The sequence below is a fragment of the Nocardioides bruguierae genome (assembly GCF_023656415.1).
In the GTDB taxonomy this organism is placed as follows: Bacteria; Actinomycetota; Actinomycetes; order Propionibacteriales; family Nocardioidaceae; genus Nocardioides; species Nocardioides bruguierae.
Map to the genome: position 1 here is coordinate 224,093 of NZ_JAMOIL010000005.1, position 9,820 is coordinate 233,912.

Sequence of the window (9,820 nt, forward strand, 5' to 3'; positions counted from 1 at the left end):
GTGGGGTGCCGGGCCTTCGTCGTGGTGCGTGGAGGCGGTGAGCCGCCTCAGGCGCTCTTGCGGTTCTTCTCCTCGTCCTGGAGGACGAGGGTGGGCACCTCGGCGCCGCTGACGCTCTCGGCGGTGACGACGACCCGGGCGACGTCGCCACGGGAGGGGACCTCGTACATCGCGTGGAGCAGCAGCTCCTCGATGATGGCGCGCAGTCCACGGGCACCGGTACCGCGCTCCAGCGCCTTGTCGGCGATGGCCAGCACGGCGTCCTCGGTGAACTCCAGCTCGACGCCGTCGAGGTCGAACAACTTCTGGTACTGCTTCACCAGCGCGTTGCGCGGAGCGGTCAGGATCTGCACCAGGGCGTCCTGGTCGAGCTTCTCGACGCTGGCGATCAGCGGCAGACGACCGATGAACTCGGGGATGAGGCCGAACTTGGTCAGGTCCTCGGGTCGCACCGCGGCCAGCAGGTCCTGCTCGGACCTCTCCTGCTCGGCGGCGACCTCGGCGGTGAAGCCGAGGGTCTTCTTGCCGACGCGCTGCTCGATGATGTGCTCGAGCCCCGCGAACGCCCCGCCCACGATGAACAGGATGTTCGTCGTGTCGATCTGGATGAACTCCTGGTGCGGGTGCTTGCGGCCGCCCTGCGGGGGCACCGAGGCGGTCGTGCCCTCGATGATCTTCAGCAGCGCCTGCTGCACGCCCTCGCCGGAGACGTCACGCGTGATCGACGGGTTCTCGGCCTTGCGGGCCACCTTGTCGATCTCGTCGATGTAGATGATGCCGGTCTCGGCCTTCTTCACGTCGTAGTCCGCGGCCTGGATCAGCTTGAGGAGGATGTTCTCGACGTCCTCGCCGACGTACCCGGCCTCGGTCAGCGCGGTGGCGTCGGCGATGGCGAACGGGACGTTCAGCATGCGCGCCAGGGTCTGGGCGAGGTAGGTCTTGCCGCAGCCCGTGGGGCCGATGACCAGGATGTTGGACTTCGCGACCTCGACAGCCTCCTCCTTGGAGTGCTTGCCGGAGGCGGGCGAGACGCCGGCCTGGACGCGCTTGTAGTGGTTGTAGACGGCCACGGCGAGCGACTTCTTCGCCTGCTCCTGGCCGATCACGTAGGAGTTGAGGAAGTCGAAGATCTCGCGCGGCTTCGGCAGCTCGTCGAGGCCCACCTCGGTGCCCTCGGAGAGCTCCTCCTCGATGATCTCGTTGCAGAGGTCGATGCACTCGTCGCAGATGTACACGCCGGGACCTGCGATGAGCTTCTTGACCTGCTTCTGCGACTTGCCGCAGAAGGAGCACTTCAGCAGGTCACCGCCGTCACCGATTCGTGCCACCGGGCTCGTCCTCCTCATCCCGGCCGGCCGGCCGGGCTCGTGACCCGGCGTGCGCCGGGGTGCTGCTGGTCTGTCGTGCGTGTCTCGGTCCAGGGACCGTGGGTGCCACCCGTGTCGCCGCACCCGGGGGACCCGGCCTCACCACGGTAACCTGCCTCACCCTCCGCGAGGACGGCGACGCGGTGCTCATTGTGGATCGGCCGGGCCCGGCCCGTCCTGACCCGTACGGGTCAGGTGGTCGCTCAGGCGAGCGCCGGGGTCTTCAGCGTCTCCAGGACGGAGTCGATCAGCCCGTACTCCACGGCCTGCGGAGCGGTCAGGATCTTGTCGCGCTCGATGTCCTTCGAGACCTCCTCCAGCGGCTTGCCGGAGTGGTCGCTGATCATCTTCTCGAGCAGGTCACGCATGCGGATGATCTCGTTGGCCTGGATCTCGATGTCCGAGGTCTGGCCGAACGTGCCCTCGGTGTAGGGCTGGTGGATCAGGATGCGGCTGTTCGGCAGCGCCATCCGCTTGCCCTTGGTGCCGGCAGCCAGCAGGATCGCGGCCGCGGAGGCGGCCTGACCCAGGCAGACGGTGCGCACGTCGGGGCGGATGAACTTGATCGTGTCGTAGATCGCCGTCAGCGCGGTGAACGAGCCACCGGGGCTGTTGATGTAGATGCTGATCTCCTGGTCGGGGTTCATCGACTGCAGGCAGAGCAGCTGGGCGATGACCGCGTTCGCGACCTCGTCGGAGATCGGCGTGCCCAGGTAGATGATCCGCTCCTCGAAGAGCTTCGTGTACGGATCGATGCGGCGGACGCCGTAGGAGGTGCGCTCCTCCCACTGCGGGATGTAGTAACTCATGCGAGCCTCCTCAGCTGTTGTGGGCCGGACGGCCCTGGTCGGCGGCCTCGCGGCTGCTGCGGATCACCTTGTCGACGAGGCCGTACTCGAGGGCCTGGTCGGCGGTGAACCAGCGGTCGCGGTCGGCATCGGCGATGACCTGCTCGATCGGCTGGCCGGTGTGCTCGGAGATGAGGTCGAGCAGCACCTTCTTGATGTGCAGCGACTGCTGGGCCTGGATCTTGATGTCCGAGGCCGAGCCGCCCATGCCGGAGGAGGGCTGGTGCATCATGATCCGCGCGTGCGGCAGGGCGTAGCGCTTGCCCTTGGTGCCCGCGCAGAGCAGGAACTGGCCCATGGAGGCGGCCAGGCCCATGCCGACCGTCGCCACGTCGTTGGGGATGTAGTTCATCGTGTCGTAGATCGCCATGCCGGCGTCGACCGAGCCACCCGGGCTGTTGATGTGCAGGAAGATGTCCGCCTCGGGGTCCTCCGCGGACAGCAGCAGGAGCTGGGCGCAGATCGCGTTCGCGTTCTGGTCGCGGACCTCGGAGCCGAGGAACACGATCCGCTCTCGCAGCAGGCGCTGGTAGATGTGGTCGTCGAGGACGTTGAGGCCGCCGCCGCCACCCATCGAGGGGTCGTGCGCCGACGTCGTGGAGTTGGGGTTCACGTGAGCGACAGTAGCCGCAACCGGGGACACATCCACGGGTGCGCGCCGCCTGTTCGCCGACAGCAGATTTCACCCGGCTCTCAGGAACGGCCCGGCCCGTCGACGGCCGCGCGGAGGCCCGCCAGGGTGCGCGCCATGCCGCTCTCGAGCTCGTCCGCGTGCCCCTCGTTGCCGCCCAGGAACAGCGGCGCGAAGGCCCGGCTGAGCCAGGTGGTGCCCTCCGGCACCGGACGCCGGTGCACCACCCGCGTCCCCTCCCCCGCCGGGGCCAGCTCCCACACCCACAGGGCGCCGCTGGAGGTGGTCAGCCAGGACAGCTCGCGGCACGGGCGACAGGCCCGCACGACGCTGCGGGTGGGCCACAGGACGGGGCCGCGACGGTTGACGCACAGGTACTGCTGGCCGGCGCGCAGACCACCGGGCCGCAGGCGCAGCATGGTCACCAGCTCGGGGCTCCAGGACGGCATCCTGCGCAGGTCGGTGAGGGCTCGCCACACCGCGTCCGGCGGGGCTGCCAGCACGGCCTCGACCCGCAGCTCGCGCTCGGCTCCCCCGCGGCCAGCAGGGGTCGGCACCGGGTGGATCCGGCCCGTGACGTCGTCGTCGTGAGGCATGCGGCCACGATAAGCCCGGCCCGCCCCACCGCGCCGGTGCCGAGGTCCGGACGCACCACAGCCCGCCCCGGCGCTGCCGGGACGGGCTGTGGCGAGGTGCCGCCGAGGTCCGCGCAGGACCCGGCGGCAGGAGGGCTCAGGCCTCCTCGGAGGTCTCCTCGGCCGCGGCCTCGGGGGCCTCGACCTCGGCGGCCTCGTCAGCGGGCTCGTCGGCCGGCTCGGCGATGGTGCCGTCGGCCTGGAGGTTCTTCAGGTCCACGGCGTTGCCCGACTCGTCGGTGACGACGGCGGACTCGACCATGATCGCCAGGGCCTTGCCGCGCAGGATCTCCTGCACCAGCTCCGGGATGTGGTTGTGCTCGAACATGTGGTTCGCGAACTCCTGCGGGTCCTGGCCGGACTGCTGGGCGCGCTGCACCAGGTGCTGGGAGAGCTCGGCCTGGTCGATGCCGATCTCCTCCTTCTTCGCGATCTCGTCGAGCAGGAACTGCGCGGCGACGGCGTCGCGGACCCGGCGCTCGAGGTCGGCCTCGAAGTCCTCGGAGGTCATCTCCTCGTCCTCGAGGTACTTCTCCATGGTCATGCCGGCCATGGCGAGCTGCTGGGTGATGTTCTGGCGACGGGCGGCGAGCTCGTCGGAGAGGATGCCGTCGGGCAGCGGCACGGAGACCTTGTCGAGCAGGGCCTCGAGCACGGCGTCGCGGGCGGCCGCGGCCTGCTCCAGGCGCTTGCCGTTGGCGAGCCGGCTGCGGATGTCGGCGTCGAACTCCTCGGCGGTGTCGAACTCCGAGGCCAGCTGGGCGAACTCGTCGTCGAACTCGGGGAGCTCCTGCTCCTGGACGCCGGTGACCTTGACGCTCACCTCGACCGGACGACCCTCCATGCCACCACCGACGAGCTCGGAGGAGAAGGTCTTCTCCTCGTCGACGCCCATGCCGACCAGGGCCTCGTCGAGGCCGTCGATCATGCCGCCGCGGCCGACCTGGTAGGAGGTGCCGGAGATCTCGGCGCCCTCGACGGTCTCGCCGTTCTCCTTGGCGACCAGGTCGATGGTGACGAAGTCGCCGTCGGCGGCAGCGCGCTCGACGTCGCGCAGGGTGCCGAAGCGGGCCTGCAGGCCCTTCTTCTGCTCCTCCACGTCCTCGTCGGTGACGACGGCGTCGTCGACCTTGGCCTCGAGGCCCTCGTAGGCGGGCAGCTCGATCTCGGGCTTCACGTCGACCTCGGCGGTGAACTCGAGGAGGTCGTTGTCCTCGAGCTTGGTCACCTCGATCTCCGGCTGGGCCAGCGGCTCCAGGGAGTTCTCGCGGAGGGCCTCGGTGTAGACCTTCGGCAGCGCGTCGTTGATCGCCTGGTCGAGGACGGCACCGCGGCCGACCTGACGGTCGATGACCATCGGCGGGACCTTGCCCCGACGGAAGCCAGGGATGTTGATCTGCTGGGCGATCGCCTTGTAGGCCGCGTCGAGGCTCGGCTTGAGCTCCTCGAAGGGCACCTCGACGGTCAGCTTGGCCCGGGTCGGGCTCAAGGTCTCGACGGCGCTCTTCACAAAGGTCTCCTCGTTGTTCGGGGTGGCTCGGCGCGCCACTGCGCGCACCGACCGTCGATCGTAGCCCCGGCACGGGCGCCAGCGCGAAACGGCCCCGAGCCCTGCTCGGGACACGGGACGGGGCTCCGGACGGCGGCGCCGAGGGCCGGGTACGGCGGGTCGGGGCGACAGGACTCGAACCTGCGGTCTCCTGCTCCCAAAGCAGGCGCGCTAGCCACTACGCTACGCCCCGTCGACACCGCCTCTGACCTGCCCGTTCTCGAGAGGCAGGGCAGGCGAGCGGCGGTCTCGGAGCGGATGACGGGAATCGAACCCGCGTAGCCAGTTTGGAAGACTGGGGCTCTACCATTGAGCTACATCCGCGTGCCTCGCCGAGGCGAGTGCGCGCTCATGGTGCCACACGACGCAGGTGGCCCTCCTCACCGGGCCCGAGGTGGCACCGGGGCGGGCTCAGCGCCGGTGCACCCACACGACCGCGCGGTCGTCACCGGGCGCGCCGACCTCGTCGACGACGCGTTGCGCCGCCCCGTCCACGCCCCGGCGCAGGAGGCTCTCGGCGGCGCCCGCCAGCCGGTCCACGCCGAGCTCGATGTCGCGTCGCGGCTCCTCGACCATGCCGTCGGTGTAGAGCACCAGGGAGTCGCCGCGCTCGAGCGTGCCGTGGGTCCCGCCGAAGGAGACCCCGTCGACGAGGCCGAGGATCGGCCCCTCGCCCGGCAGTGCGCGCCAGCGGCCGGTGCCGGCGGAGCGCAGCAGGGGCGAGGGGTGCCCGGCGGTGCGCAGCTCGTAGGTGCCGTCCGCAAGGTCCAGGCGCAGGTGGACGGCGGTGGCGAACCCCTCCGCCCAGTCCTGCCGCAGCAGGTAGGCGTTGGCGGCCGACAGGAACTCCTCCGAGGGCACCGACCCGAGCAGCCCGCCGAAGGCGCCCGAGAGCTGGAGCGCCCGGGTGCCGGCCTCGTCCCCCTTGCCGGAGACGTCGACCAGCGCCAGCTCGAGGCGGTCGGGGCCCTCGACCCGCGCGGCCACGAGGAAGTCGCCGGCGAACCGGGTGCCCGAGGCGGAGACCAGCGCCGACTGCACCGACCAGCCGTCGCAGAGGTCGGGGATGCTGCCCTGGTTCAGGAGCCGGTCGCGCAGGTCGACGAACATCGCGTCGCCCGAGAGGTGCGGCACGCCCAGGCGGACGCGGTTCAGCGCCGTGGCCAGCACGATCCCGCACATCACCAGCTGGATGGCGACCGCGCCGAGGATGCGGGTGGTGACGTCGGGCTGCACGAGCAGCGACGCCATCACCATCAGGACCATCCAGCCGACGAACGGCGCCAGGTGACGAGGTGCCAGCACGAGGCTGCCCACCAGCAGCGGCACCATGAGCGTGGTCATGGGCACGGTCGCCGCGTCCCACGCGATGCCGACCACCAGCAGCGCGCTGAGCACGACCAGCCCGGCGACGGGGCCGTAGCGACGCACCACACCGCGTCGGGCGCCGAGGGCCACCCGGTCCCGCGCGAGGCCGACCCACCGGCGCTGGCGGGCCAGGACGCCGCGCGGGTGCGAGGCCGGCTGGACGCTCTCGGAGGCGATCGTCATCTCGATCCCTCCTGAGGGGCGGGTGCTCACCGCTGGGCCCGGGAACGGAACCGCGGCTGGCACCGAGGGCACCAGAACAGGTTCCTCGCCACGAGCACTTCTGTCCTCACCTGCGTGCCGCAGACTAGACAGGGTTGACCGTCGCGACGGTAGACGTAGGAGAGCCCGCTGCGCCGCCGGCGTCCGCCCTCGTACTGCTTGGCGGCGGCCCGGGCGGCCGCCTCGTGCTCGGGGCGCACGGTCTCGATGCGGTTCACCGCGACGCCGAGGTGCATCAGCTCGACGAGGTCGGCCCACATCTCCTGCCAGCGGCCGACGCGCATGCTGCGGCCCTCGCGGAACGGGTCGACGCGGTGCCGGAACAGCAGCTCGGCGCGGTAGACGTTGCCGATCCCGGCCACCACGTCCTGCTCCATCAGCAGCGCGGCGACGCTCTTGCGGCTGCGGCCGATGCGCGCCCAGGCACGGTCCGGGTCCGCGTCGGCCCCCTCGCGCAGCGGGTCGGGGCCCAGCCGTGCCACCAGGGCGTCGCGCTCCTCGGGGGTCAGCAGCTCGCACGCGGTGGCGCCACGCAGGTCGGCCCAGGTGACCCGACCGTCGGAGCGGTCGGTGGTGACCAGCCGCAGCCGCACCTGGCCCACGGGGTCGGGCAGCACGTCGGCGCCGGCGATGCGCAGCTTGCCGTAGAGGCCCAGGTGGACGTGGAGCACCAGCTCGGTGCCCGCGAACCGCACGAACAGGTGCTTGCCCCACGCGTCCGCGGCGATCAGCTCGCGGCCGTCGAGCTGCGCCGCCCCGTCCTCGAACCTCCCCTGCCCCTGGGGGCTGGAGGCGGCGACGACGGAGCCGCCGAAGGCGTCGGTCAGGTCGATCGCGAGCCGGTGGAGGGTGTGCCCCTCAGGCACGTCCCGCCCCTCAGGCGTCCGGGCCGAGGCCCTGGGCGGACTCCGGCAGCGGCGGCAGGGTGGCGTCGACGTCGTAGGTGCTCAGCTGCGCGATGCGGCGCGCGTGGCGCTCGTCGCCGCTGAACGGCTCGGCGAGGAACAGCTCCACGAAGCGGGTCATGTCGGCGAGCGAGTGCATGCGGCCGCCGACGGAGACGACCTGCGCGTCGTTGTGCTGGCGCGCGAGCCTCGCCGTGTCCTCGCTCCAGGCCAGGGCGCAGCGGATGCCCTCGACCTTGTTGGCGGCGATCTGCTCGCCGTTGCCCGAGCCGCCGATGACGACACCGAGGCTGTCGAGCCCGGCGTCGCGGTCCTTCTTCACGCCCTCCGCGGCGCGCAGGCAGAAGACCGGGTAGTCGTCGAGGGCGTCGTAGACGAACGGGCCGTGGTCGACCGGCTCGTAGCCGTGGTCGGTCAGCCAGCCCACGAGGTGGTTCTTCAGGTCGAGGCCGGCGTGGTCGGAGCCCAGGTGCACGCGCATGCCGCCGATCCTGCCACCTCCCAGGCTGGCGTCCCGCACCCGGGAGGCCGAGCCGTCACCGGCGCGTCAGGCCGGCGGTGGCGCGGGCCGCAGGTGCTCGGCCAGGAAGCCGGCGACGGCGGCCGTGTGCGGCGCCGCGGCGTCGAAGACGTCCGGGTGGCGCCAGTAGCCGTGCACCTGCCCCTGGTAGCGGGTGCCGGTGACGGTCACGCCCGCCTCCGCCAGCAGGGTCACGAGGTGCTCGCCCTCGTCGCGCAGCGGGTCGTGCTCGGCGGTCGTCACCAGCGTCGGGGGCAGGGTGTGGAGCCGCGTGGAGCGCAGCGGCGCGAGGTCCGGGTCGACCAGGTCCGCGGACGAGGCGGCGTACTGGTCCCAGTACCACCGGGCCTCGTCGGGGTGGAACCCGTCCGCGGCCGTGCGGTAGCTCTCGAAGCCTCCCTCGGGGTCGAGGAAGGGGTAGGTGAGCGCGATCGCGGCGAACCGCCCCGGGTGCCGCAGCGCCGCGACCAGCGCCAGGTTGCCGCCGGCCGAGTCGCCGTGCGCGGCCAGCGGACCGGTCAGCCCCTCGTCCTCGGCGTGGGCGGCCAGCCAGGCGAGCACGGTGTCGACGTCGTCGGGCGCGGCCGGGAACCGGTGCTCGGGCGGGCGCCGGTAGTCGATGCTGAGCACCGGGTGGCCCAGGCGGTTGGCGAACCGTCGCGACACGGCGTCGTGCACCTCGACGTCGTTCATCACGAACCCACCGCCGTGCAGGTGCAGCACCAGCCCCGGCCGGGCGTCGACCGGCCGGTAGAGGCGGCACGGCACGCCGCCGGCGTCCACGTCACGGACCTCGGCCACCGCCTCCCGGGGCCGGCGTGACGCGAGCGCGCGCGCCTCGGCGCGGGCGGCGTCGATGTCGAAGTCGTCGTCGTGGACCTTGGTCTCGCTCGCGTACGCCGCGACGGCGGCGCGGGCCTGCGGGTGCAGCACTCGGTCTCCTCTGCTTCGGCGTCGGTGCCGGCTCAGCGCTGCATGAGCGCGTCGAGGCCGACGGCCATGGCGGCGGCGACCCGGAAGTCGAGCCGGTCGTCGGGCACCCGCACCACGTACCGGTCGCGCAGCTTGAGCTCGCGGTCGACGTGCATGAGCGGGCCGCCCTCGGCGTTGGTGAAGTCGAAGTGGATCGACATGAACGGCAGCTCGATGAACCGGCGCACGATGGCGGTGGTCTGGTTGCGCTCCTGCCCGGACCCGCGGACCCCGGCCCCCTCCACGTGGAACGTGGTGCGCAGGAGGCTGGCCCCGAAGTCCTTCTTGAAGTAGCCCAGCGGGGCGCCGGCGCCGTCCGTGACGTCGTAGCCGGCACCGAGGTCGAGCCGCTGGCGGGCCTTGAAGGAGAACACCGGCTGGGTGCGCGCCTCGTCGGCGAAGAACGTGACCTGCTCCCTGAGGGCCATCCGCTTCTGCTGGGCGATGCCCATGCTGCGCCCCTCGGAGCCATCGGGCCGCAGCTCGACGAGCTCGTAGCGGTTGGCCGTCATGGCGAAGCGCTGCTTGACCAGGAACGCCGGCAGGTACATCTGTGCGGTCACGAGCCGGACACTACCGAGCCACCGACCCGCCGGGAGGCGGATAGTCCGTGACGTTGTGCAGGTCGACATCGGGGTGGATTCAGCCTGTCGTCGCAACAGGTGGATCTGACTCGCCCGACAGTAGTGCGTCGAGTTCCTCCGCGGGGGTGCGCCACTTCAGTGTCTTGCGAGGACGGGCGTTGAGCTCGGCGGCGATCTGATCGAGCATCCCGGGTCCGTAGAACGAGAGGTCCTCGCTCT

The 9,820-nt window shown here is 71.5% G+C and carries 10 protein-coding genes, 2 tRNA genes and 1 pseudogene; all 13 read right to left on the bottom strand.

Annotated features, from left to right (window positions below; all coding sequences use genetic code 11):
• Positions 1–47 precede the first annotated feature (47 nt).
• A complete protein-coding gene (gene clpX, locus M8330_RS05720) occupies positions 48–1,328 on the bottom strand; it encodes an ATP-dependent Clp protease ATP-binding subunit ClpX (RefSeq protein ID WP_250826541.1) in 1,281 nt (426 codons plus the stop codon).
• A gap of 242 nt (positions 1,329–1,570) precedes the next feature.
• Positions 1,571–2,176: an ATP-dependent Clp protease proteolytic subunit gene (locus M8330_RS05725; protein WP_250055454.1), complete on the bottom strand. Its 606-nt coding sequence runs from the start codon at positions 2,174–2,176 to the stop codon at positions 1,571–1,573.
• 10 nt (positions 2,177–2,186) lie between these two features.
• The gene (locus M8330_RS05730; RefSeq protein ID WP_250055722.1) at positions 2,187–2,789 is read right to left on the bottom strand and encodes an ATP-dependent Clp protease proteolytic subunit; all 603 of its coding nucleotides are present in this window, start codon (positions 2,787–2,789) and stop codon (positions 2,187–2,189) included.
• Between the two features lie 119 nt (positions 2,790–2,908).
• Positions 2,909–3,442, bottom strand: coding sequence for an SRPBCC family protein (locus M8330_RS05735; RefSeq protein ID WP_250055452.1), 534 nt, complete (start codon positions 3,440–3,442; stop codon positions 2,909–2,911).
• Between the two features lie 136 nt (positions 3,443–3,578).
• Positions 3,579–4,991, bottom strand: coding sequence for a trigger factor (gene tig, locus M8330_RS05740; RefSeq protein ID WP_250055450.1), 1,413 nt, complete (start codon positions 4,989–4,991; stop codon positions 3,579–3,581).
• Positions 4,992–5,150: 159 nt separating this feature from the next.
• A tRNA-Pro gene (locus tag M8330_RS05745) sits at positions 5,151–5,223 on the bottom strand.
• Between the two features lie 60 nt (positions 5,224–5,283).
• Positions 5,284–5,354 (bottom strand) — tRNA-Gly (locus M8330_RS05750).
• 87 nt (positions 5,355–5,441) lie between these two features.
• Complete coding sequence (locus tag M8330_RS05755) at positions 5,442–6,581, bottom strand: PP2C family protein-serine/threonine phosphatase (RefSeq protein WP_250055449.1); 1,140 nt, start codon at positions 6,579–6,581, stop codon at positions 5,442–5,444.
• Positions 6,582–6,607: 26 nt separating this feature from the next.
• Positions 6,608–7,486, bottom strand: a complete 879-nt coding sequence (locus M8330_RS05760; RefSeq protein WP_250826542.1) for an Fpg/Nei family DNA glycosylase — start codon at positions 7,484–7,486, stop codon at positions 6,608–6,610.
• Between the two features lie 10 nt (positions 7,487–7,496).
• The gene (locus tag M8330_RS05765; RefSeq protein WP_250826543.1) at positions 7,497–8,006 is read right to left on the bottom strand and encodes a ribose-5-phosphate isomerase; all 510 of its coding nucleotides are present in this window, start codon (positions 8,004–8,006) and stop codon (positions 7,497–7,499) included.
• A gap of 66 nt (positions 8,007–8,072) precedes the next feature.
• Complete coding sequence (locus tag M8330_RS05770; protein WP_250055444.1) at positions 8,073–8,978, bottom strand: alpha/beta hydrolase; 906 nt, start codon at positions 8,976–8,978, stop codon at positions 8,073–8,075.
• Positions 8,979–9,010: 32 nt separating this feature from the next.
• Positions 9,011–9,580 carry an LURP-one-related family protein gene (locus tag M8330_RS05775; protein ID WP_250055442.1) on the bottom strand — a complete coding sequence of 190 codons (570 nt, stop codon included), beginning with the start codon at positions 9,578–9,580 and terminating at the stop codon, positions 9,011–9,013.
• Positions 9,581–9,659: 79 nt separating this feature from the next.
• Positions 9,660–9,820 (bottom strand): annotated as a pseudogene (locus M8330_RS22825) (IS30 family transposase); the annotation flags it as partial.

Excerpts from the sequence above, each read along its gene's own strand:
- M8330_RS05725 (WP_250055454.1), bottom strand. The coding sequence starts at position 2,176 with ATGAGTTACTACATCCCGCAGTGGGAGGAGCGCACCTCCTACGGCGTC.
- M8330_RS05730 (WP_250055722.1), bottom strand. The coding sequence starts at position 2,789 with ATGGGTGGCGGCGGCGGCCTCAACGTCCTCGACGACCACATCTACCAG.
- M8330_RS05735 (WP_250055452.1), bottom strand. The coding sequence starts at position 3,442 with ATGCCTCACGACGACGACGTCACGGGCCGGATCCACCCGGTGCCGACC.
- M8330_RS05755 (WP_250055449.1), bottom strand. The coding sequence starts at position 6,581 with ATGACGATCGCCTCCGAGAGCGTCCAGCCGGCCTCGCACCCGCGCGGC.
- M8330_RS05765 (WP_250826543.1), bottom strand. The coding sequence starts at position 8,006 with ATGCGCGTGCACCTGGGCTCCGACCACGCCGGCCTCGACCTGAAGAAC.